The organism is Rhodococcus sp. KBW08 (genome assembly GCF_003852455.1).
In the GTDB taxonomy this organism is placed as follows: domain Bacteria; phylum Actinomycetota; class Actinomycetes; order Mycobacteriales; family Mycobacteriaceae; genus Rhodococcus_F; species Rhodococcus_F baikonurensis.
This window is the reverse complement of sequence record NZ_QAJJ01000009.1, coordinates 166,843-189,555: the sequence shown is the minus strand read 5'-3', so window position 1 is coordinate 189,555 and position 22,713 is coordinate 166,843. Positions and strand designations below refer to the sequence as shown.

Sequence of the window (22,713 nt, the reverse complement as noted above, 5' to 3'; positions counted from 1 at the left end):
TCAGCGTTTGCCGAGCAGGCGGCGTAATCCTTCGATTCGATCGCTCAGTCTGGGCGGCGTGCGCTCGGGATCCATCAGTGCATTTTCGGCGAGCACGTGGTCTTCGCCGTCGACTGTGTTGCGGTCGAATTCGCGCAGACTGCGAGCGTCGGAGGTCGAGAGAGCGCGAACCGTCGACAACAGTGACTGCTCACCCAACGCGTCGTCGACTTCTTCCTCGGTGACGTCGAGGTGCTCGCCGAGTAGCCGCCGCCTCAATCCGATGATCGACGCGCGCAGCTCGACATCTGCGTCGTCGACGGATTCGACGGCGATGTCGCACTCGGTGTCGAAGCCCATCGATCGATTGTTGAGGTTCGACGACCCGATTCGCAAGAGTCGATCGTCCATCACGAGGACCTTGGCGTGCACGTAAATGGGTGCGCCAGAAGAGGTCACGGGATAGAACGCACCGAACCGGCCATGGATGTCGGCGCTCCACAACAGATGCAAGAGGTCGTGGCGTGCCCCGTCCATCGCCTTTTGTTCCAGCCATCCATCGGCATTGCGGGGGATGACCAGAACGATCTCCGGCCCGTCGGCCTCACGTAGACGCGCGGCAATTGCCTCGGCCAGAGTGCGGGAGGCGAGGTATTGGCTCTCGATGTACAGCGTCCGCTCCGCCCCGGCGATGGCCGCGAGATAGAGCGCCTCGATCTCACGTACCTCCGTGCGTTCGCCGAGTTCCGGCAGTGTTCTGGCTACGGCTACGTCGACGACCCGCAACGTGGGAGCCAGATTGACCGGCCATGGCGTCGCTGTGCTCTGAACCGGTACCAGATCCTCGCCGGTTGCGGATTTCCAGCGTGCCCGCGCCAATTCGCCGATTGCCGCGGCCGCATCGCCGTCGATAGCTGTGGTGGCGTCATGCCAAGGGCCGTAACGTCTTCCGCTCGGTGTGATCCGGTAGTCGTTGCGGTCGACGTGATCCGAGGTGTCCCAGCGGTCCACCGTCATGTCGATGCCGCCGCAGAAGGCCAGGGCGTCGTCGATGACGATGATCTTCTGATGGTGCGCCGCGCCCACTGGATGTGCGCCGTCGATCTCGAACCGAAGACGCTCGTCGGTCAACCAGTTGGACACGAAGACGGGGGTCATCCCGCGCCCGATTGCGGTGAAGGCGCCGATGTTCCATTTGAGTACGAGGATTTCGAGATCAGGTTTCTCGCGGACGAGCCAGCGGAGGAACATCCCCAATCGGTTGGGGCCGTCGAGCGTCTGCTTGCCTGGCTCGAGTTTGATGCGCGTGTCGAAATCCCAGCCGATCAACATGATTCGCTTCTCGGCTTGCAGCATTGCGGACTTCGCGTGATGAAAGTAGTCAGCGGCGTCGACGATGCAGGCCAGATTGTCGGCCGGTTCGATGCGCCAGCAGGTTTCTCCCGGGACAAGAATTCTGTTCATTCGCCGATTCCCAGGTAAGACGTCAGTTCGCGGGCGGCCGCTTGGCCGGCGCGGTTGGCTCCGATCGTCGACGACGACGGCCCGTATCCCACCAGATGTACGCGAGGGTCGGCTTCGACCTGCGTGGCGAGGCGTCCGGTCATCGGTATTCCGCCACCTGGTCCTCGCAGGTGCAGAGGTGCCAGGTGATCGAGTGAGCTGCGAAAACCGGTGCACCACAGGATCACTTCGGCATCGATGACAGTACCGTCGGCCCACTTCACGCCGTTCGGAAGGATTTCGGAGAACATCGGGAGTCGATTCATGACACCGCGCTCTCGCGCTGCCCGGATGGCCGGTGTCACCGGGAGGCCGGTCACCGAAACAACGGATCCCGGTGGCAGACCGCGTCGTACACGATCCTCGACCATGGCAACCGCGGCGCGGCCGATGTCCGGAGTGAACGGCTCGTCGCGGAACTCCGGTTCACGACGCGTCACCCAGGTAGTCGTCGTGACGCGTGAGATCTCGTCGAGCAGTTGGACGGCCGAGATACCGCCGCCGACCACGACCACATGTTTGCCCTCGAACTCCGCGGCGGTTCGATAGTCCTTCGTGTGGAGCTGTCGCCCACGAAATGAGTCGGCCCCGCGATAGTGGGGGATGAAGGGACGCTCCCAGGTTCCTGTCGCATTGATCAAGCCTCGCGCCGCGAACACTCCGTGGTCGGTCTCGATCCGCAGTCGCTCTTCCCGAGGACACACCACTCGGGTGTGCACCGGGCGGTGGACGGGAAGTTCGAACTGCTTTTCGTACAGTTCGAAGTAATGGGAGACCGCGACGGATGCAGGCACCTGTTCGGCGTCGGTGCCGGTGGTTTCCGCGAAGGACATTCCCGGGAGATCATGCACACCGTTGACGGTGCTCAGTGTCAGGCTCGGCCAGCGAAACTGCCACGCCCCGCCCGGCCCGGACGCATGATCGAGCACCACGAAACCCGATTCGGGTTCGATTCCGAACTTGCGCAGGTAGTACGCGGCGGAGAGTCCGGCCTGTCCGGCGCCGATCACCACCACGTCAACCGGGTGCGGTTCCGGTGAGGCAAGGTCGTCTGTACTCATCGGTAATCTAACCTCCTGATGTACAGAACTTAGCTGCAGAGAAGTATGCGGACGGTATCGGCGCCTCGGAACGTCCCTGCGTCGAGCCTTCCAGAAACGAAAGTGAGCGGACATGATCGGGTTCTCCCGTGACGGCAACGTCGTGACCATCGAGTTGCAGCGTCACGAGCGTCGCAATGCACTCAGCGCGGAACTCTGCATTGCGATTCGGGACGCGATGAACGCGGCAGTCGCCGAGCATGCGCACGTCGTCGTCATCACCGGTGAAGGATCGGCATTCTGCGCAGGGGCAGATCTCTCCGGCGACGTCTACATGGAGGGCTTCACCGATCGCCTGTTCGAGATGCTTCGGTCTATCGACACGGCGCCCATCCCGGTCATCGCTGCCGTCAACGGTCCGGCCATCGGCGCGGGCACGCAGCTGGCCATCGCGTCGGATCTGCGCGTCGTGGCGCCGAGCGCTCGTTTCGGAATCCCGGCAGCCACCCTCGGTGTCTCGGTGGACAAGTGGACGATGCGTCGGCTCGCGTCGCTGGTCGGCGGCGGTCCCGCGCGCACCATTCTGCTCGGTATCGAACAGATCGGCGCTGAGGAAGCCTTCACTCGGGGCCTCGCCAACAAAATCGGCACCCTCGACGACGCCCAGGAATGGGCACACCGCATCGCCAATCTCGCACCGCTGTCGTTGCGGCACATGAAGATGGTTCTCAACGACGACGGCACCATGGAGGAGCAGTCTCCCGAGCAACTCGACGCTCTTCACGCCGCCTGGCTCAGCGAGGACGTCCAGGAAGCCCGCGCGGCCCGCATCGAGAACCGCCCTCCCGTATTCAAGGGCAAGTAAAGCCGGTTGCAGGGTAAACAGGCGCCGGGCACGCAGGGCGGATAGTGGCTACGCTCGTCTGAATGAAGAAGACGACGGTTCTCGGAGTTGCTGCTGTTGCCGCGGCGACGGGGTGGGTGGCGCGAGCCGCATGGGGAATCCCGACGCAGATCGGGGCATCGCGAAACAGGGTGCAACCGTATGCGGCGATGTCTCCGCGATATCGGGACCGCCAGTTCCACAACTCGGAGCCCAGCAGCACACTGGTGCCGGGCACTGATGCCGGAATGTTCAAGTCGATGGCAACGCGAGGGTCGACGGGTCGGCCGCGTCAGCCGATTCCGTTGGCCACTCCGCTGGCACCGGCGGTAGCCGGCGACGCAGCGGTGACGTGGTACGGCCATTCGAGTGTTCTCGTCGAGGTCGACGGTTACCGTGTTCTCGCAGATCCGGTGTGGAGCGAGCGCGTATCACCCTCGGCCACAGTAGGTCCCGCACGGATGCACCCCACTCCGGTGGCATTGACCGAACTGCCTGCAGTAGATGCGATAGTCATCTCTCACGATCACTACGACCATCTCGACATGGCTACGGTCAAGACGCTGACTCGTACTCAGACCGCTCCGTTTGTCGTGCCGATCGGTATCGGGGCTCACCTGCGGCACTGGAAGGTGCCCGAGAACCGGATCGTGGAATTGGACTGGGACGAGTCGACAAAAATCGGCGACCTGGTCCTCACGTGCACCGAGGCTCGTCACTTCTCCGGTCGTGGTCTTGTCCGGAACACGACTCAGTGGGCGTCGTGGGTGTTCGCCGGTCCGGAGCACCGGGTGTTCTTCGGCGGCGACAGCGGATACACGCAGCGCTTCGAACAATTGGGTGAAACGTACGGGCCGTTCGATCTGACGCTTCTCCCCGTCGGTGCCTACGACGTGCGCTGGCCGGACATTCACATGAACCCCGAAGAGGCAGTGCAGACGCACATCGACCTCAACAAGGGCGACGGGTCTCGCGGTGTCTTCGTCCCGATCCACTGGGCGACGTTCAACCTCGCGTTTCATTCATGGTCGGAGCCGATCATTCGCCTCAACGAGGCCGCGGCGGAGGCGGGCACCAGCGTGTCGGTGCCGATGCCGGGCGGCCGGATCGACGCGTTGTCGACGACACCGCCGTCGAAGTGGTGGATACCGCTGGGCTGACTGCGGCCCTAGCCCAAAAGTCGCCGGGGATCTTCCTCAATCCAGTCGGATTCCGAACCAACCCCCACGTTGGTACTGCGGTTGGTGCGTCACCTGCTCAGTGGTGAGGCCGGGTTTGGGCTGATGAGTCGGTTCCCATAGTTGCGTGACACGGTCGGATGCGGACGCGATGACTGCTCCGTCGAGGGCGACAACCTTCTCGTCCATCCCCAGCTGAGGCCATGCTGTCGCGACTTCGATCGGCCCGGCAGGCGGTATCGGAGCCAGCAAATACTCACCGTGCACCGAGCCCGAGCGGCTCTCAGTCGAGCGCAATTCCAGCAGAGGGCCCCGCGATTTCTGCACAGTGGTCGCAGATGTTCCGTCGGCGAAACCGAGACCGACGAGTAGCGGAGCGCTGAAATGTGTGAACGTGGGACGCCCGTCGAAAGAACCGAGACTCAGCGAGAGCGCCGGATCTTCGTAGCGGGCATCAATCGCGAACATCATCCCGAACGAGTAGACCCGTACCGCCGACAACCAGACAACCAAGTTGTCGGTCCTGTTGAGGTCGAGAGAAATCGGCAGGTCGACGGGCCGTTCGCACCGAAGCGCCTCATCGAGACCTTTGTAGGCGTATTTCATTCCGTTCCTCGCTGGTCTTCTCCGCTCGTGCCAACCACCATCGCAGAAGTGCGGCCCACGGGTGTGATCTTCGTGTAGCCGTCATTGCCACACGAGTCCGACCCTGATTAGTTGCTCCGGGTGCGTAATCTTTGACCATGGCTCACGAGCACACCGGTTCAGAAGAGACAGCAGTGGCGGTAGCCACTGAGCGATTGCCGGACGACGTCGACGTCGCCCGCGGTTTGACCGCCGATCAGGTTGCGGCCCGGATCGCGTCGGGGCAAACCAACGACGTGCCGGATCGGGCGTCCCGCTCGGTCAAGGACATCATTCGCGGCAACGTCTTCACTCGCATCAACGCGATCCTGACGGTGTTGTTGGTGATCGTGCTCGCGACGGGCTCGATCATCGACGGCATGTTCGGATTGTTGATCATCGCGAACAGCGGTATCGGCATCATCCAAGAGATTCGCGCCAAGCGCACGCTCGATGCACTGGCCATCGTGAGTCAGGCAAAGCCCATGGTCAGGCGTGACGGCGTCGCCGTGGCGATGGCGCCCAAAGACGTTGTGCTCGACGACATTATCGAACTCGGCTCCGGTGACCAGATAGTCGTCGACGGCGAGGTGGTCAGTTCCGCTGCACTCGAGGTCGACGAATCGCTCCTCACCGGTGAAGCCGATCCGGTTCACAAGGCGAGTGGCCAGCAAGTGTTGTCGGGGAGTTTCGTTGCCGCCGGCAGCGGCGCGTACCGCGCCACCAAGGTCGGTGGCGATGCATACGCGGCCAAGCTTGCCGAAGAGGCGAGCAAGTTCACTCTCGTGCACTCGGAACTGCGCAGCGGTATCGACAAGATCCTGAAATTCATCACCTACCTGATGATTCCCGCGGGTGCGCTGATCATCTTCAATCAGCTCTTCACCATCGGCCTGCCGATCCGACCCGCCCTCAACGGAATGGTGGCAGCGCTGGTTCCGATGGTTCCCGAAGGCCTTGTGCTGATGACCTCCATTGCATTTGCTGTCGGCGTCATCCGATTGGGCAAGCGCCAGTGCCTCGTTCAGGAGTTGCCGGCGATCGAAGGCTTGGCCCGTGTCGACGTGGTGTGCGCGGACAAGACCGGAACCCTGACCGAGAACGGCATGCGCCTGTCCGAGGTCGACGTCGCACCGGGTGGTTCGGGGGAGTCTGCGGTCACGTCCGCGTTGAGCGCGATGGCTGCGTCCGACCCTCGCCCCAACGCGAGTGTGCTGGCGATTCGCGAGTCGCTCTCCGACGATCCAGGCTGGGGCGAAGCCACCGCGGTGGCGCCGTTCTCCTCGGCGAAGAAGTGGAGCGGCCAGTCGTACGGCAGTAACGGCAACTGGGTGCTCGGTGCCCCGGACGTGCTGCTCGACCCGGACTCGGAGATGGCCCGCAAGGCGGAAGAAGTGGGATCGAGCGGGCTTCGTGTCCTCATGCTCGGCAGCAGCGACCTCCCCGTCGACGACGCCGACGCACCGGGCACCGTCACCCCCGAAGCTCTGGTCGTGCTCGAGCAAAAGGTGCGTCCCGACGCCCAGGAGACGCTGGAGTACTTCGCCAGCCAGAAGGTCGCAGTCAAGGTCATTTCCGGCGACAACGCGGTTTCCGTCGGCGCCGTTGCCGGGTCCCTCGGGCTCGAGGGCGGCGACCGCCCCATCGACGCGCGGGAGTTGCCCAGCGATCAGGAAAAGCTGGCGGACACTCTCGACGGAGCCACGACGTTCGGGCGAGTGCGACCGGATCAGAAGCGGGAAATGGTCGCGGCCTTGCAGTCTCGCGGGCACACCGTCGCGATGACCGGTGACGGCGTCAACGACGTACTCGCACTCAAGGACGCCGACATCGGAGTCTCGATGGGTTCGGGTAGCCCGGCTACGCGAGCCGTGGCCCAGATCGTGCTGCTGGACAACAAGTTCGCGACGCTCCCGTACGTCGTCGCGGAAGGCCGCCGAGTGATCGGCAACATCGAGCGCGTGTCGAATCTGTTCCTGACCAAGACCGTCTACTCGGTGGTGCTCGCGTTCCTGATCGGCATCACCGGCGTCCTGTCCCAGGTCTTCGACTTCGAGCCGCTGCCGTACCCGTTTCTGCCCCGCCACGTCACGATCGCAGCGTGGTTCACGATCGGTATCCCGGCCTTCATCTTGTCTCTGGCACCGAACAACGAGCGCGCACGAACCGGTTTCGTCTCTCGCGTGATGCGCTTGGCGCTGCCGTCCGGTCTGATCATCGGCATCACCACGTTCATCTCCTACGTGTTGGCCTATCAAGGCCCCGACCAGACGGAGACCCAGAAGATCCAGGCCGGAACCAGCGCTCTCATCACGTTGATCATGATCGCCGTGTGGGTCCTGGCCGTCGTCGCCCGGCCGTATGTGTGGTGGAAGCTCGTTCTGATCGGCGGATCGGTGGCCGGCTACCTCATCCTGTTCGCGCTGCCGTTCACCCGCGAGTTCTTCAAGCTGGATCCGAGCAACGTCGCTGCCACGACGCTCGCGATCACCCTCGGCGCTATCGGCGTCGTACTCGTGGAACTCTCGTGGTGGATCAGCGCGCGCCTGCACGGGGAAAAGCGGAAGATGTTCGCGACGCCCGACGATCTGCCCGGTGAGCATCACCATGCTCACAGCGAGTAAGTAGTTTCAGCGCCTGAACATCTGCACCCAGGCAATGCGATCGCCGCCGCGCTTCTTGGCCCGGTACATCGCATTGTCTGCGTGCTCGATCAGTTCGTTGACAGCCCGATCCGGTAAGTCCGTCTCGGGACTCAGATAGACACTGACGCCGGTACTGGCGGATACGGGATAGGGATCGGAGTCGGACGAGACCGCCGAATGTATCTCGGTGGCGACCTGTTCGATTTCTCCTCGATCGACTCCGCGCAGGACGACGAACTCGTCGCCGCCGATTCGCGCCACCACCGCGTCGGGCCCGGCGGCAGCGATGAGGCGGTCGGCGACGGCGGTCAACGCGTCGTCACCCGCGACGTGCCCGTGCGTGTCGTTGAGGATCTTGAACGAGTCGACGTCGATGAGTAGCGCGATCAGCGCTTGCGTTCGATCGCTGCGCAGCAGATGCTGAGCCTCGTCCTGGAGTCCACGGCGATTGAGCGTCGCGGTGAGGTAGTCCCGGTGGGCGTTGCGTGCGTCGTCGGTCAGTCGGAGCCAGACGATCTGCAGAATCCACGCCGTGGAGAACACCACGCCGGCCACCATCAGATAGAGGTTCAGGACCACCCAGTTGTCGTTGACCGGTTCGGACATCGCCATGGCGGCCAGCGCCGTACAGACAGCAAGAGCCCAGCCGATGTGGGTGATGGCAACGCGTGGGCTGTGAACGATCGCCGCGTAGAAACCGATCATGATGAACAGGATGCAGCCGATGGTCCCGACGAAAGCGGTGCGTACGGCGAAGAAAAGAGTGACGGCGAGCCATAGGTCGGCCCAGACGACGAAAGCCACGGATTGTCGCCAGGTGGGCCACGATTCATTACGCGCCCAGCGGTAGCCCGCATAGGCGCCACTGATCGTTCCGAGGGCGAAGATCGACCGCGCCAGAGCAGTGTCGGAACCGAACCGGCTCAACTGCATCGTCACCGCGATCAGGGCGAAGAGGAAACACCAGACCGCGACCAATTTGCGTCCGGGAACGGTCAACCCGCGAGCGTCGAGGAATCGGGGGAGCCAGGTGTAATCCGTGTGATCTGACCACCACCGTGACAGCAGTTCACGCGTCGGGTGGGGGTCGCTCCCCGTCCCGCGCAGTCCTGCATTCAAACCGGGTACCTGTCGATGTCGATGGATGGGCAATCAGCTATTGGCGGGTTAACGCTACCTCGAGTTGGTGCGTGGCCCGGACGCACGGACCTGCTTTCTGGCGCAGAGGCCCTCGACCTGTGAGAATCGAAGGGCGCGGAGGAACGATTCCGCCGAAGGACGTGCGTCAGCACCGGGAGAGGACACGGACATGGGTTTCTTGGACAACGTCAAGGGATTGGTCGAAAAGGGCCAGGAGCTCGCAGCGGAGAACTCCGACAAGGTTCACGACGCGATCGACAAGGTCGCCGACATCGCCGACGACAAGACCGGCAACAAGTACGGCGATCAGATCGACAAGGCAGCCGAGGCTGCCAAGAAGGCCGTTCCCGAAAAGCAGTAATACCGGATTCGGCAATACCGTTGCTCAGGAGCCCGTAACCGAAATGGTTGCGGGCTTCTGTGCGTCCGCTGGGTGAACTCCCAGGGTCGGCGGGCAGAATGAACGCGTGAACTTCACCTGGATTCTGCTGGTCGTCATTGCCGCCATCGCAGTCACCGGGCTGTCCAATCGGCGAAACCTGCAGGCCCCGCTGGTTTTGGTGACGGTGGGCTCGGTCGCCTCGTTCATACCCGGCATGCCGCGGCCGGAACTGGATCCCCACGTCATTCTCGGTGTGGTCCTGCCGCCGCTTCTCTACTCGGCGGCTCTCAAATTCTCGGTGGCGACCTTCAAACGCAACCTTGCACCGATCCTGCGCCTCGGCGTCGGAATGGTGTTGGTGACGGCGTTCGTGGTGGCCTTCTTCGCCGAATGGATGGTTCCCGAGTTCACGATCGGCGCCGCCCTCGTGCTCGGAGCCGTGATCGCGCCGACCGACGCCGTCAGCGCGGTAGCGGTCGGTCAGAAACTCGGACTCCCGAAACGGGTCATCGCCATCCTCACGGGCGAAGGGCTCGTCAACGACGCCACCGCGCTCACGCTCTTCACCGTTGCCGTCGCAGCAGTGACCGGAACCCGAATTGCCACCGATTCGCCCCTGTTGTTCTTCGCGTACGAAGTGGTCGGTGGCGTCGTCGTCGGTTTGGTGCTCGCGTTCGTCGTCAAGTTCGTTCGTGCACGCATGTACGACTCTCCACTCGAAACCGGCCTGGGGTTGGTGCTTCCGTTCGCCGCCTACCTGGCCGCTGAGGAACTGCACGCGTCCGGTGTCCTGGCCGTCGTGGTTGCAGGGTTGGTGATCGGGCACTATTCGACGGACGCGTCGATCATGACGAGACTGCAGGAGCGCTCGGTGTGGTCGAGCCTGGACACCCTTCTCGAGATGTTCGTCTTCGCGTACATGGGGCTGCAGCTGAGTTTCGTGATCGACGATGTTGTCGCCGACGGGCTTCCGGTGCTTCACGTGTTCGCGTACGGTCTCGCAGTCCTGGCCGTGGTCATCGTGATTCGGCCGCTGTGGCTGTTCCTGAGTTACTCGCGTGTGCGATTCGGTGTGACCCTGCGCCGTGACCGCGAGAATCAACTGACGTGGAAACAGAATCTGGTGGTCTCGTGGGCGGGAATGCGCGGCGTCGTCACTCTTGCTGCGGCCGGCGGTATCCCGTTCGCGCTCTCGTCCGGCGAGCCGTTCCCCGGTCGCGGCGTCATTCAGGCGATCGCGTTCATCGTCGCTGTCGGGACTCTGCTCATCCAGGGATCGACCTTGCCGTTCATGATCCGTCGCCTCGACGTCGCGGATCCTTACGAGCAGTTGCGGACACAGGAGCAGATGGAGTTGGCCCGCAACATTTCTCGCAAGGCAGGCGAGAAGGCGCTGGCAGACGCAGCCGCGCACCCTCCGCCGGGGATCGACGGAAAGGAATTGCAGGCAATCGTCGAGCGCGTACGACGCTCGATGCAGGCGAGGCTTCAACTCCAGGAGGTCGACGAGGACGCCGATCGCGAGGCCGCTTTGTGGAATGCGGGAGCATTGTTCGACAAGTTCCGGCATCAGTCACTGCGCTCGCAACGAGTTGCCTTGATCGCCGCACGTGACGACGGCGATCTCGACGACGAGGTATTGCGTACCGTATTGGAAGGACTCGACATCGAAGAGGCCGCAGCCGAGGAACGTGTCAGGCGTCGCCGAGCCGGTAGCGGCGCGGGCAAATAGAGGGGAACACTGCGTATGACGGTTCGGAGTTCGAGAGTTCGCGCAGGCTGGGGAATCATGGTGGCGAGCGCACTTCTCGTCAGCGTGGGCTGCGGATCGGATGCGTCGCCGGACATCTCTGTCACCGACACCGCAACCACGACGACTCCACCGGTCGTGAGCAGTGCTCAACGCGGCGTCGTCTTCGCCAGTGAACCTTTCACCAGCACAGCCGAAGTGGCGGCGTCCGGAGCGAGCGCAACGAAGATCCTGTACGGCTCCACCTCCGGCATCGACGGCCGGGAGACTCAGGTGTCGGGAACGGTGTTCACGCCGGCTGGAACTCCGCCCGAGGGTGGTTGGCCGATCGTCTCCATCGGCCATGGCACGACGGGTATTTCGGACGACTGCGCGCCGTCGGCCTCGCCGACCCTCTTCGGCACGATCGGTCTGGTCGCGCCGTTCCTCGACTCGGGATACGTGGTCGCTGTCTCCGACTTCGAGGGCCTCGGCACTCCGGACCCGCATCCGTACCTGCAACCGGACACTGCGGCGTTCAACGTCATCGACGCTGTTCGAGCGGCGCGCAACGTCGTTCCGGACACCTCGACTCGCTGGGCAACACTGGGACTTTCCCAAGGCGGGCAGGCGTCCTGGGCAGCAGCCGAGGAAGCCGATTCCTACGGGGACGGACTCGAATTCGTAGGTGCGGCAAACCTGTCCCCGGCAGCGGACATCTCACCGATCATCTCGAGTGATTCCGAGGTGAATCTGTCACTGCCTCAGCAACTGCTGCTGCCCTATGTGCTCGAAGGGCTGTCCCTCACCCATCCGGACCTCGAACGAACCGACTACGTGCGCGGCGCATTCGAGCAGAACTACGACCTGCTCACCTCGTGCCTGACCTCCCGTGCGACCGAGAAGTTGGGTCTTGTCGGAAAGGTGACGCCAGCCGACACCCGGCCCGCCACCGCCGAGGATGCGGACCGAATTCACGCGTGGCTCAGCGACGTTGCGCTCCCACGTCAACGCGCGAGCGGTCCCATGTACGTGGTCGTCGGTACCAACGACAACCTCATCCGTCCGGAATGGACCGAGGCAGCGGTCGAACGTGCCTGCGCCGACGGCGACGTCATCCAATTCCAGGCACGGCCGGGCGAAGGTCACGCGGACGGTGCCGCGGTGCCCGGAGCTGTTGCGTGGGTGAAGGATCGATTTGCAGGTGTGCCGGCGCCGAATACCTGCGGGTCGTGAATCGGTGACGCCGCTGGAACGAATCCGCGCGCTTGCACTGGCACTGCCGGAGGCGACCGAGCGGGTCAGCCACGGTGAACCGTCGTGGTTCGTGCGTAAGGCGCCGCAGTTCGTCTCCATGGCAGATCACCACCACGACGATCGTGTCGCGATCTGGGCCGCAGCACCGCCTGGGGCGCAGGCAGATTGGGTCGGCCGTGATCCGTCACGGTTCTTCGTGCCGCCGTACGTGGGCGGCCGGGGATGGATCGGCGTGTACCTCGACGTTCCGAGTGCCGACGACACCGAGGACGGGAAATTCTGGAACGACGTCGCCGACATCGTCGAAGAGGCGTACCGCACGGTGGCTCCGAGAACACTGATCCGGAAACTGGACGAGGATTCGCGTTGAGCCCGGCCGTGGTCGCACTTCTCAGCGTGCTGATCCTCGCAGTGGCCGGGGCGCTGACAGTGGTGTGGATGCGCACCAGACGCGAGGTGACCACGCCCACCGAACGAGCCGTCCATGCCGCGCTCCACACGGCTTCGCTTGCCGCACGGCCGCTTCGGCGCGGGCTCGACAAGAATTCGGCCGCCGAGGCAGCGCCTCACCTGCGCGAGCTGACCGGCGGCGCCGGTTTCGGCCTGGCCGATGCGTCGGGAAATCTGCTGGCGTGGGACGGTCGTCACGAGGCATTGGCCGATCAATTCCACGACGCCGCCATTCGCGCGATCGAAGGTGAGCGCCGGGTGCTCGTCTCCCAAGCGGACTTGGTACGCGGGTCGAGCGATCACAGCGTGCGCGCGCTGATCGCTCAACCACTGCTGATCGAGGACATCGGCGTCGTCGGGGTGATGGGAATCGTCACCAGCGAGGACCCGTGGCCGGGAATGCTCGGAGCTGTCACCGAGGTCGCCCGGTACGCCTGCAGTCAGATCGAACTCGCCGACCTCGACGCGTCCCGGGCCCTGCTGGATCGAGCGGAAGTGCGGGCTCTGCGCGCTCAGATCAGTCCCCACTTCATCTACAACGCCCTCAACACCGTCGCGTCTTTCGTACGGACCGACCCGGCGCGGGCCAGGGAACTGATTCTCGAGTTCGCGGACTTCACCCGGTACTCGTTTCGATCTGCGGGTGAGTTCACTCTGCTCGCCGACGAGCTACGCAACATCGATCGGTATCTGACTCTCGAACGCGCGCGCTTCGGGGACGCTCTGAACGTCCGACTTCAAGTCGCACCCGAAGTGCTCAACGTGGTCCTTCCCTTCCTGGCGCTCCAGCCTCTGGTCGAGAACGCGGTTCGTCACGGCATTTCGAGTAAGCCGGAGGGCGGCACGGTCAGCATCGTTGCCGCGGACGAGGGACCGGACTGCATCATCAGCGTCGAAGACGACGGTGTGGGGATGGATCCCGAACTGCTGCGGTCCGGTTCGCTCGACGCCATCGAGTCGGGGTCGGGACGACCCAGCGCTCGGGAAGCCGCTCACGTCGGTTTGGCCAACGTCGACGACAGGCTTCGTGCCGCATTCGGAAACGACTACGGACTCGTGGTGGAGACAGCGCCGGGCGCCGGAACGAAGGTCAGTATGCGTGTTCCCAAGTTCAAGCAGGGGATTCACGTCTGATTCTCGCCTTCGATGATCAGGCCGAAACGGTCGTGGGAACATGGACCTGTTGTGAACGAGACTGACACTGATGCCCAGCTGACCGTCCTGGCCGTCGACGACGAGAAACCAGCCCTCGACGAGCTGGCATTCTTGCTGCGCGCAGAGGGCGCGGTCGCGCACGTTCACACGGCGTCGGATGCGACGACCGCGCTGAGAATCCTGCGCGGTGGAAGCATCGACGCGGTATTTCTCGACATCAACATGCCAGGCCTCGACGGTCTCGAACTGGCCGGCATTCTCTCCAACTTCGCGACTCCACCACCCGTGGTGTTCGTGACGGCGCACGACGATCGAGCGGTTGCGGCTTTCGATCTCGGTGCCGTCGATTATCTGCTCAAGCCGCTTCGAGAGGAGCGCCTCGCTCAGGCCGTTCAACGGATCGTGGGGTTGGCCGGGCGAACCAAGAGCGAGAGCAAGCCCGAAACTGCGTCGACCGACGAGGTGATCCCGGTGGAACTGGGCGGCGTCACGACGCTCGTTCAGCGTTCCTCGGTGGAGTGGGTGGAAGCCGACGGGGACTACGCGCGTCTGCACACCGCCGGGAAGTCACACCTGGTGCGCATCCCGATCTCGACGCTCGAATCACGCTGGGCCGACGCGGGGTTCCTGCGCGTGCATCGTTCATATCTGGTGTCTCTGGCCCTGGTCACCGGCATCCGCACGGTTGGAAGCGGGTTGGTGGTCTGTCTGCGCCCGCACGGCGACAAGCCGCCCGTCGAGCTTCCGGTCAGCCGCAGACACACGCGTGAACTCAAGGATCGACTGGTTCGTGCGCCCAAACAGAGTTGGTTGTCGCGGTGACGTCGCAGTCCGACCCCCCGCAGCGTGAGCGCGTTGTGTTGGCGCAACGCAGTGGCGCTCGGATCGTGCGTACCCGGGTGGAGGTGCAGGAACAGACCGAAGTCGGTGACGCCATGATTCGCGGTCTCGTTCGCGCGCAGTTGGGACTGGCGATCCGCCTTGCCGTCGTCGCAGCCGGACTCCTGTGTGCGGTGCCGCTTCTGACCCATCTCTTCCCGACGCTGTCGGGGGTCGCAGTGCTGGGCATCCGCTTGCCGTGGCTCGTGATGGGCGGCGCCGTGTATCCCTTGCTGCTGATCACCGGCTGGGTGTTCGTGCGTCGGGCGGAACGAAACGAGCAGGACTTCACCGACATCGTGGACGACTGAGCGCGGCGCTGTGGGCGGACAACCAATCCCGGTGTTGACGGTGCTCGGCATCGTGGCGGCGGCTGTGGCGACAGTGGCGATCGGTATCTACGGAGTTCGGCTGGCTCGTACCACCTCCGACTTTCTCGTCGCGTCCAGAACCGTCAGCGCGCGGTGGAATGCGACGGCCATCTCCGGCGAGTATCTCTCTGCTGCTTCGTTTCTCGGTGTCGCCGGACTGGTCGCGAAATACGGGGCAGACGCTCTCTGGTATCCCATCGGATTCACCGCCGGATACCTCGCACTGTTGCTTTTCGTCGCGGCGCCGCTTCGACGTTCCGGCGCTTACACCGTCCCCGATTTCGCCGAATTCCGTCTCGGCTCACCGCGATTGCGCAAGCTCGCGATGCTCGTGGTCGCGATGGTGTGCATCCTGTATCTGATTCCGCAGTTCCAAGGCGCGGGGCTGACGCTCAACATCCTGCTCGGTGTTCCCAGCTGGATCGGGGGCGTTGCGGTCGGAGTCATCGTCATCGCCAACGTCGTCGGCGGTGGGATGCGCTCGATCACCTTCGTCCAGGCCTTCCAGTACTGGCTGAAACTGACTGCCGTCGCGATTCCCGCTGTGGCACTGACCTTCTATTTCTTCGGCGATCACCACGACGTCGGCGCGTCGATGCCGCCGACGGTCACCACTGCGACGACCGTCGATATCACCACCGACGTCGTCGTCCAGGTGTCCGAGCCGGTGACGGTCAGCGGCGGCACAGTCGACGGGCAAGCAGTAGAAGGTACCGTCACGCTGGGTCCGGGGGAGCACACCCTCGGTGAAGGCATGTCGATGGTTCTCGACGCGGGAGCGGCGGTCCCCGTCGTCGCCGGAGCGCCTGCGCAGAACTCGGACTGGATCACTCCGGGTTGGGGGTTCGGCGGGCCCCATCCGATGTATCAGGTGTACTCGCTGATGCTCGCCACCTTCCTCGGAACGCTCGGCCTGCCGCACGTCCTCGTCCGGTTCTACACCAACCCCGACGGACGGGCCGCCCGTCTGACCTCGCTCGCCGTTGTCGCTCTGGTCAGCGTCTTCTACCTGTTCCCGACACTCCTCGGTGTCTTCGCTCGCCTCTACGTTCCGCAACTTCTGATCACGGGCACCTCCGATGCCGCGGTGCTGCTGCTGCCGGGCTCGGTGTTCTCGGGGTGGGGCGGACAGTTGCTGGCAGCCCTCGTGGCGTCCGGTGCCATTGCGGCCTTCCTGTCGACGTCGTCCGGATTGCTCGTGAGCATCGCGGGTGTCGTCAGTACCGATGTTCTCCGCGGGCGAGTCCGAGACTTCCGCATTGCCGCACTCCTGGCCGGTGTCGTCCCGCTCGTACTGTCGCTGGCGGTGGTGTCGGTCGACCTCTCGCGAACCGTCGGGTTGGTGTTCGCGGTTGCCGCGTCGACGCTCTGCCCACTGCTCGTGTTGGGCATCTGGTGGCGCGGTCTGACTGCTGTCGGCGCTGGGGCGGGGATGGTGGTAGGCGGGTTCGTCGCGGGAACCGCTGCGACTGTCGCGGTCCTGGGGGGCTTGTCGGAGAGCGTCCTCGGTGGCTGGCCGGCGGCCATTTTCGCGTTCCCGGCCGCGGTGAGCGTGCCGCTGGCGTTCCTCACGATGATCGTCGTCAGCAAGGCGTCGTCGAAGCAGGTACCGGCAGATATTGCGCGAATCTTCACGCGGATGCACGCCCCGGAACGGCTCGGAATGGGCTCCGATCGCGAAGACGATCTCCGCCAACCCTGACAGTCACCGCCTGAAGTCGCCCGAAGTCTCTGCCGTTGGTCGCGCCTGCCTGACCGTTCGGCGCAGCGCGCGACTGCTCAGCGTGTGACTGGCACCACAGCATCTTCATGTGACTCCGATCTCACTAACGTCTGTGCGTAGTTCACTTCACACGCGAGGCGAGGAGCCGGCAGTGTCCACAGCAGAAATCAGTGAGGGGTCGCCGCAAGAGCGACGCACCCCGGATGCCCAGGCATTCATAGACATGCAAGCGAGTCCCGAATTCCAGGAGCTCCGAACGCGTCTGCGCAAGTTCGTTTTCCCCATCACTGCATTCTTCCTGCTCTGGTATGCGGTGTACGTCGTCCTGGCTACCTATGCCCACGACTTCATGGCCACCAAGGTCCTCGGCAACATCAATCTCGGCATCATCCTCGGCCTCGGGCAATTCGTCACGACCTTCGCCATCACCGCGTGGTACGTGAAGTTCGCCGGGCGTGAGCTCGATCCCCGCTCCGCTGCCATCCGTGAAGAACTGGAAGGTCCCGCACAGTGATCACCACACTCGCCGCGTCCGGAACGGACGTAGGAAACCCCGCCTTCAACATCGCGATCTTCCTCGCGTTTGTCGTCGTGACCATGACGCTGGTCATCCGCGCCAGCCGGACCACCAAGAAGGCGTCCGACTTCTACACCGGCGGTGGGCAGTTCACCGGCCCGCAGAACGGGTTCGCCATCGCCGGCGACTACCTCTCGGCGGCATCGTTCCTCGGTATCGCAGGTGCGATCGCCGTGTACGGCTACGACGGTTTCCTGTACTCCATCGGATTCCTTGTCGCCTGGTTGGTTGCGCTGCTTCTGGTGGCCGAATTGCTCAGGAACACCGGCAGATTCACGATGGCCGACGTGCTGAGCTTCAGGCTCAAGCAGCGTCCGGTGCGCATGGCTGCAGCCCTGTCCACGCTTGCCGTTTCCCTCTTCTATCTTCTTGCTCAGATGGCCGGCGCCGGCGGGCTGGTCGCGCTGCTGCTCAACATCGACGGCAAGGTGGGACAGTCGATCGTGGTCGCGATCGTGGGTGTGCTGATGATCGTGTACGTCTTGGTCGGCGGTATGAAGGGCACCACCTACGTGCAGATGGTCAAGGCGGTTCTGCTGGTTGCCGGAGCCGGAATCATGTTCGTGCTCGTTCTGTGGGCAGTACGCGGCAACTTCTCCCAGTTGCTGGCCAATGCGCAGGACATGGTCAACAGTTCCACCACCAAGGGTGTGCAGGGACGCGACATCCTCGGGCCGGGTGCGAAGTACGGACTCTCCGGCATGACCAAGCTCGACTTCATCTCTCTCGGAATCGCTTTGGTGCTCGGCACCGCCGGCCTGCCACACGTGCTGATGCGCTTCTACACGGTACCCACCGCCAAGGAAGCTCGCCGCTCGGTGACCTGGGCGATCGCGCTGATCGGTGCCTTCTACCTGTTCACGCTGGTTCTCGGCTACGGCGCGGCCAGCATGGTCGGACCGGACAAGATCTTGGCAGCACCAGGTAAGGAGAACGCGGCGGCCCCGCTGCTCGCCTTCGAACTCGGTGGCACCATCTTCCTGGGCATCATCTCGGCGGTGGCGTTCGCGACCATCCTCGCCGTCGTGGCCGGCCTCGCGATCACTGCTTCGGCGTCGTTCGCTCACGACATCTACGCCAGTGTCATCAAGCGCGGCAACGCAACCGAGGAGCAGCAGGTGCGAGTTTCTCGAATCACCGTCGTGGTCATCGGACTCGTCTCCATCGTTCTCGGCATCATGGCGATGGGACAGAACATCGCCTTCCTGGTGGCTCTCGCCTTCGCCGTGGCGGCCTCGGCGAACCTGCCCACCCTGCTGTACTCGCTGTTCTGGAAGAAGTTCAACACCACCGGAGCGCTGTTCAGCATCTACGGCGGATTGATCAGCTGCTTGACGCTGATCGTGTTCTCCCCGGCAGTCTCGGGTAAGCCGTCGTCGATGTTCCCGAACTCCGACTTCGCCTGGTTCCCGCTCTCGAACCCCGGCATCGTCTCGATCCCGCTGGCATTCGTCCTCGGCATCGTCGGTACGTACATCGGACGCAACAAGATCGAAGATCCGGCAAAGCAGGCGGAGATGGAAGTTCGCTCCCTCACCGGCGTCGGCGTCGAAAAGGCTGTCAGCCACTAGTACGGGCAAAGCCCCGTGCGTCTTTCTGGTACCTCCGGTTACGGAAAAGGCGCACGGGGCTTATTGTTCTGCCATGGCAAAGCTCACAGTGAAAATCGATGTTCCGCTTCCTCCCCAAGAAGTGTGGGACAAGGCGTCCGATCTCAGTGGATACGAGAACTGGCTCGTGGTTCACGACGGATGGCGCAGTGAACTTCCCGAGCAGTTGGGTGTGGGCACCGAGATCAGCTCGGTCGTGACCGTGAAGGGCCTGCGCAACCGCGTTCGGTGGACCATCAAGAAGTACGACGTCCCGAAGGCGATCTCGCTCAAGGGAGACGGCAAGGGTGGGGTCAAGCTCGGTCTCGAACTCGACGTGAAGGCAAAGGGCGACGGGTCGGAACTCGCGCTGACAGTCGAGTTGGGCGGCGCTCCGTTGTTCGGCCCGATCGGTTCGAGCGTGGCGCGGGCGCTCAAGGGCGATGTGGAGAAGTCACTGGCCCAGTTTGTCCAGATCTACACCTAGTTTGTCGAGATCTACACATTGAGCTACTTCACCGCTAACATGGGTTAGGATTCTTTTCGGCGGGATAAACCGGGCATCGGTTGGTTATTGGTGCGGGTCCCGCCGGAAAGGATTCGATCAATGTCGTCTCGTCATGGGTACGGCGCACCACCTGCGTCCATGCCTCGATCCGTGCAGGTTCTGATCGGACTCTTGGCGGTAGTTGCAGTCGGTGGAACCGCGGCATTCGCCGTGACGTTCAAAAGCGTCAGCGACAAGGGAGAACTCGGTGCGGGCGCCGCTGCAGCTGCTACGGCAACCAATTGTGACAACCCTGAAACCGTGACCGTGGCGGCCGATCCGTCGATCGCCTCGGGACTCGAAGCTGTCGCCGCTGCCATCCCCGCTACGGAACTCGGGTGCATCTCGCTCAGCGTGACGCCGCAAGATCCCGTGCTCACTGTCGCGGCGATCGCCGACGGTACGGCGCCCGCCCTGTGGATACCTGATTCGGGCGAATGGCTGGACAAGGTTTCCGCAAGCGGGCAGGAGGTTCGCCGGATCAGCAACTCGGTCGCGTCCACCCCGGTTGTCGCCGTCTCGGCGCCAGGCACCGAGGCACCCGGCGCATGGACGGACGTCCTCGGCGCTCCAGCACTGCACATCGGCGATCCCCTGACCAGTGCCGTCTCCAGCGCACCGATCGTGGCAGCCTTTGCCGAGACCCAGTCGCGGGGCGGGGACCTCACGTCCATATCGGCAGCCTTGGTCCCGGTGGCGCAAGCGCAGTACGGAAATCTGAAGGAAACCGGTTCGACCGGACGCATCCAAACCGTGGACGCGGACGGCGGGACCGCGGTGACTACCGAGCAGACCTTCGAGGCCTATCTCGCCGCACATGCGGACAGTCGACTCACCGCGTCGGTACCGTCGTCCGGTTCGGTCTTCATGGACTACCCGATGGCACGTGTGGGTGCAGCCTCGTCAGCGGCGGACGGCGCCGGCAAACTGCTGGCGGCAGCGCTGACATCGGACACCGGGCGCTCGGTACTTGCCGGCCTCGGGTTCCGCGGCGCGGATCAGGCCCCACCGGTCGCCGGTGGAGTGGGAAAGGTCGTGTCACTGGTGCCGTCCGATCCGACTGTGGTCACCAAAGCGCTTGCGCGGTACGAGATTCTGTCCAGGCCTTCCCGTGCGTTGGCAGTTGTCGACGTCTCGGGGTCCATGGACTACATGCAGGACGGGGTCACTCGAATGGCCGCGACGGCGCAGGCCGGTGACATCGCGATCCGAATGTTTCCTGCCAACGCACAATTGGGTCTCTGGGCATTTTCCGTAGATCTCGGTGAGGGGACGGACTACCGCGAACTCGAACCCGTCGCCCGGATGGATGCAACTGAAGGCGACACGGATCATCGGAACAAACTCCTGTCTCGGATCGACGATCTCTCTTCGATCGTCGGCGGCGGAACAGGTTTGTACGACAGCGTTCTCGCCGCGTATCGGTCCATGCAACAGTCCTACGATCCGGCCTCGATCAATTCGGTGATTCTGCTTACCGACGGTGCGAACGACGACCCGTCGGGTATCTCGCTGCAGGAACTTCTCGACACCCTGACTCGCGAGCAGGACCCGGCGCGGCCGGTACCGATCATCACCATCGGTGTCACCGATGACGCCGATACCGATGTGCTCGAGCAGATTTCGGCTCTCACCGGCGGTAACAGTCACTTCGCTCCGGCACCGGCAGACATCCCGAAGGTCTTCGTCGGCGCGATCAGTGGGCGCGCCGGCTGAGCTACTCGAGAACGGGTGCGTCGGCGCTGTCCGTGATCCATTCGGTAGCGAGCTTCTCGAGGGTGCCGTCGGCGTAGAGCGCATCCACGGCGGCAGAGACGCACGCGGTCAGTGGACTGTTCTTCTCCAGCACCAACCCGAAGAATTCGGTGACCGCGTTGGGGCGCGGAAACTGACCCACGATGACCGACCCGGGCAGTTCGTTCTCGGTGATGTGGAATCCGGTCGGAATGTCGACGACCAGTGCGTCGATCTCGCCCGCGGCCAGCGCAGCTTTCGCGTCGTCCGTGGTCGCGAACTCGCGGGGCGCAGTGGTCGGAACAATCGTGTCGGTGATTGCCGCGAGGCTGGTGGAACCGGTTTGAGCGCCCAAGCGGTAGCCGGCGAGATCCGCAAGATTCTTTGCACCGGCTGCTTTGCTTCCGTCAGAGGCGATCACCGACTGCGCGACTGCGTAATACGGCGAGCTGAAGTCGACGTTCGCGCGGCGATCTTCGGAAATCGTGAATTGATTGACGTCGAAGTCGAAATCCTTGGGGCCAGGTTTCAGTGCGTCGTTGAAGGCGACCGTGGTGAAGCGAACCTGGTCGGTGTTGTATCCGAGCTTGTCGACGACGGCCCGGGCCACCGCACCTTCGAAGCCCTTGCCATTCGACGGAGTGTTGTCGACGAACCACGGCGCGTACGCCGGTGAATCGGTGGCGATGGTCAAGAAACCGTCCTCGAGGGTGGTCCCGCTCTGGGGTCCGCACTTGTCCACGGCGGTGGTCGAGGGCAGTTTGGTGAACGCCTCGGGAACCGTGGTGGTGGTGTCTGCTGCCGCAGGGGCCTCCCGCTGCGGCGAACATGAGCCCAACAAGATCGAGGAAGCGAAGATCGCGGTCACGGCAACTGCGCGTCGTGTCATAGGCACAAGGCCATCTTGCCTGTTTGTCCGGTATCGACGTGACGGGGGTCTCGTATGAGCGGAGTTCACGCAGCTGAGCGTCGTAGTGCAAGGCGCTCCGACGGTGTCGTCCCACCCTATACTCCGTGTGGTTCAGCGGTGTCGAGTGCAAAGGTCAGGCAGTCTCGAATGACCGGGCAGCGGAAGCACACCTGCTTCGCCGAACTTTCCCGTGCAGCCCGATTGCGTCCGCGTTCTTCACCCGGCGAATAGAACACCGCCGGGTCCACTGTTTTACAGGTGGCGAACATCCGCCAATTGTTGTCGACCAACGGCTCCACGGAACTGCGAACTGTCATCGTGGTCTCCTCTCCCATCGAGAAACCAGTCTTGCCCGTGGCCTGGTGCAGCGGCAGGTTTCCGATCCGTCAGATTTCTACTGCCAGACACAGCGCTATCC

General features: G+C 63.6%; 21 protein-coding genes. 15 read left to right on the top strand and 6 right to left on the bottom strand.

Features of this window, described 5'->3' with window-relative positions:
* Together DBV08_RS11665 and DBV08_RS11660 are read right to left on the bottom strand one after the other, a co-directional pair.
* Positions 1-1,443 carry a phospholipase D-like domain-containing protein gene (locus tag DBV08_RS11665; RefSeq protein WP_095971222.1) on the bottom strand — a complete coding sequence of 481 codons (1,443 nt, stop codon included), beginning with the start codon at positions 1,441-1,443 and terminating at the stop codon, positions 1-3.
* Complete coding sequence (locus DBV08_RS11660; RefSeq protein ID WP_124567526.1) at positions 1,440-2,543, bottom strand: NAD(P)-binding domain-containing protein; 1,104 nt, start codon at positions 2,541-2,543, stop codon at positions 1,440-1,442. Before DBV08_RS11660 ends, DBV08_RS11665 begins: the two co-directional genes overlap by 4 nt.
* A 112-nt stretch (positions 2,544-2,655) precedes the next feature.
* Here DBV08_RS11660 and DBV08_RS11655 point away from each other — a divergent pair, with 112 nt between their 5' ends.
* Positions 2,656-3,387 (top strand): enoyl-CoA hydratase, encoded by a 732-nt coding sequence (locus tag DBV08_RS11655; protein WP_003940192.1) that lies wholly within the window; start codon positions 2,656-2,658, stop codon positions 3,385-3,387.
* Positions 3,388-3,449: 62 nt separating this feature from the next.
* Entirely contained in the window at positions 3,450-4,565 is a 1,116-nt protein-coding gene (locus tag DBV08_RS11650) for an MBL fold metallo-hydrolase (RefSeq protein ID WP_124567525.1), read from the top strand.
* Positions 4,566-4,601: 36 nt separating this feature from the next.
* On the opposite strand, the gene DBV08_RS11645 is transcribed toward DBV08_RS11650, so the two are convergent.
* The gene (locus tag DBV08_RS11645) at positions 4,602-5,189 is read right to left on the bottom strand and encodes a hypothetical protein (RefSeq protein WP_124567524.1); all 588 of its coding nucleotides are present in this window, start codon (positions 5,187-5,189) and stop codon (positions 4,602-4,604) included.
* Between the two features lie 137 nt (positions 5,190-5,326).
* On the opposite strand from DBV08_RS11645, the gene DBV08_RS11640 reads away from it, so the two are divergent.
* Positions 5,327-7,831, top strand: coding sequence for a cation-translocating P-type ATPase (locus DBV08_RS11640; protein ID WP_124567523.1), 2,505 nt, complete (start codon positions 5,327-5,329; stop codon positions 7,829-7,831).
* Between the two features lie 6 nt (positions 7,832-7,837).
* On the opposite strand, the gene DBV08_RS11635 is transcribed toward DBV08_RS11640, so the two are convergent.
* Positions 7,838-8,971: a diguanylate cyclase gene (locus DBV08_RS11635; RefSeq protein ID WP_240951826.1), complete on the bottom strand. Its 1,134-nt coding sequence runs from the start codon at positions 8,969-8,971 to the stop codon at positions 7,838-7,840.
* A gap of 190 nt (positions 8,972-9,161) precedes the next feature.
* On the opposite strand from DBV08_RS11635, the gene DBV08_RS11630 reads away from it, so the two are divergent.
* From DBV08_RS11630 to DBV08_RS11575, 12 genes are all read left to right on the top strand, one after another.
* The gene (locus DBV08_RS11630; protein ID WP_003940164.1) at positions 9,162-9,353 is read left to right on the top strand and encodes an antitoxin; all 192 of its coding nucleotides are present in this window, start codon (positions 9,162-9,164) and stop codon (positions 9,351-9,353) included.
* Between the two features lie 106 nt (positions 9,354-9,459).
* Positions 9,460-11,106 (top strand): Na+/H+ antiporter, encoded by a 1,647-nt coding sequence (locus DBV08_RS11625; protein ID WP_124567522.1) that lies wholly within the window; start codon positions 9,460-9,462, stop codon positions 11,104-11,106.
* Positions 11,107-11,121: 15 nt separating this feature from the next.
* Positions 11,122-12,339 carry a lipase family protein gene (locus tag DBV08_RS11620; RefSeq protein ID WP_124567521.1) on the top strand — a complete coding sequence of 406 codons (1,218 nt, stop codon included), beginning with the start codon at positions 11,122-11,124 and terminating at the stop codon, positions 12,337-12,339.
* Between the two features lie 4 nt (positions 12,340-12,343).
* The gene (locus DBV08_RS11615) at positions 12,344-12,730 is read left to right on the top strand and encodes an MmcQ/YjbR family DNA-binding protein (protein WP_124567520.1); all 387 of its coding nucleotides are present in this window, start codon (positions 12,344-12,346) and stop codon (positions 12,728-12,730) included.
* The gene (locus DBV08_RS11610) at positions 12,727-13,944 is read left to right on the top strand and encodes a sensor histidine kinase (protein ID WP_095971215.1); all 1,218 of its coding nucleotides are present in this window, start codon (positions 12,727-12,729) and stop codon (positions 13,942-13,944) included. The genes DBV08_RS11615 and DBV08_RS11610 overlap by 4 nt, the downstream gene beginning before the upstream one ends.
* A 51-nt stretch (positions 13,945-13,995) precedes the next feature.
* Positions 13,996-14,787: a LytTR family DNA-binding domain-containing protein gene (locus DBV08_RS11605; RefSeq protein WP_124567519.1), complete on the top strand. Its 792-nt coding sequence runs from the start codon at positions 13,996-13,998 to the stop codon at positions 14,785-14,787.
* A complete protein-coding gene (locus tag DBV08_RS11600) occupies positions 14,784-15,155 on the top strand; it encodes a hypothetical protein (protein WP_124567518.1) in 372 nt (123 codons plus the stop codon). The genes DBV08_RS11605 and DBV08_RS11600 overlap by 4 nt, the downstream gene beginning before the upstream one ends.
* 10 nt (positions 15,156-15,165) lie before the next feature.
* Complete coding sequence (locus DBV08_RS11595; RefSeq protein ID WP_124567517.1) at positions 15,166-16,917, top strand: cation acetate symporter; 1,752 nt, start codon at positions 15,166-15,168, stop codon at positions 16,915-16,917.
* A 172-nt stretch (positions 16,918-17,089) separates the two neighbouring features.
* Positions 17,090-17,452, top strand: a complete 363-nt coding sequence (locus DBV08_RS11590; RefSeq protein WP_003939976.1) for a DUF485 domain-containing protein — start codon at positions 17,090-17,092, stop codon at positions 17,450-17,452.
* The gene (locus DBV08_RS11585) at positions 17,449-19,086 is read left to right on the top strand and encodes a cation acetate symporter (RefSeq protein WP_007727752.1); all 1,638 of its coding nucleotides are present in this window, start codon (positions 17,449-17,451) and stop codon (positions 19,084-19,086) included. Before DBV08_RS11590 ends, DBV08_RS11585 begins: the two co-directional genes overlap by 4 nt.
* A gap of 73 nt (positions 19,087-19,159) precedes the next feature.
* Positions 19,160-19,591 (top strand): SRPBCC family protein, encoded by a 432-nt coding sequence (locus DBV08_RS11580; RefSeq protein WP_003939735.1) that lies wholly within the window; start codon positions 19,160-19,162, stop codon positions 19,589-19,591.
* Positions 19,592-19,711: 120 nt separating this feature from the next.
* Positions 19,712-21,367 carry a substrate-binding domain-containing protein gene (locus DBV08_RS11575; RefSeq protein WP_124567516.1) on the top strand — a complete coding sequence of 552 codons (1,656 nt, stop codon included), beginning with the start codon at positions 19,712-19,714 and terminating at the stop codon, positions 21,365-21,367.
* A gap of 1 nt (position 21,368) precedes the next feature.
* Here DBV08_RS11575 and DBV08_RS11570 read toward each other — a convergent pair whose 3' ends face one another.
* Both DBV08_RS11570 and DBV08_RS11565 read right to left on the bottom strand, forming a co-directional pair.
* Positions 21,369-22,274 (bottom strand): transporter substrate-binding domain-containing protein, encoded by a 906-nt coding sequence (locus DBV08_RS11570; protein WP_124567515.1) that lies wholly within the window; start codon positions 22,272-22,274, stop codon positions 21,369-21,371.
* Between the two features lie 116 nt (positions 22,275-22,390).
* Complete coding sequence (locus DBV08_RS11565; RefSeq protein WP_260395536.1) at positions 22,391-22,612, bottom strand: WhiB family transcriptional regulator; 222 nt, start codon at positions 22,610-22,612, stop codon at positions 22,391-22,393.
* Positions 22,613-22,713 lie beyond the last annotated feature (101 nt).